This is a genomic window from Lewinella sp. (assembly GCF_050633125.1).
In the GTDB taxonomy this organism is placed as follows: Bacteria; Bacteroidota; Bacteroidia; order Chitinophagales; family Saprospiraceae; genus Lewinella.
Window position 1 is genome coordinate 1 of sequence record NZ_JBOEFX010000112.1, and the last position, 285, is coordinate 285.

Genomic DNA, 285 nt, shown 5'->3' on the forward strand with positions numbered 1-285 from the left:
GACTTCGACACATTGTGAGGTGATGAAACTGGCAGCCATGCCCTCTGGTCCCGAGGGTGGGGAGACCGAAACAAACGGAGTCGACGGCAGCACCAGACGCGTACTTGTCGAGAGGTTTATCTTTGCTAACCGCCCCGTGAAGGTTCGAATCCTTCCCTCACAGCTCTTTTTTTAGATGCTTAAAAGAAAGCACCCGGTACATAAGTACCAACAACATTGTGAGGTGATGAAACTGGCAGCCATGCCCTCTTGTCTCGAGGGTGGGGAGTCCGGAACAAACAGGGT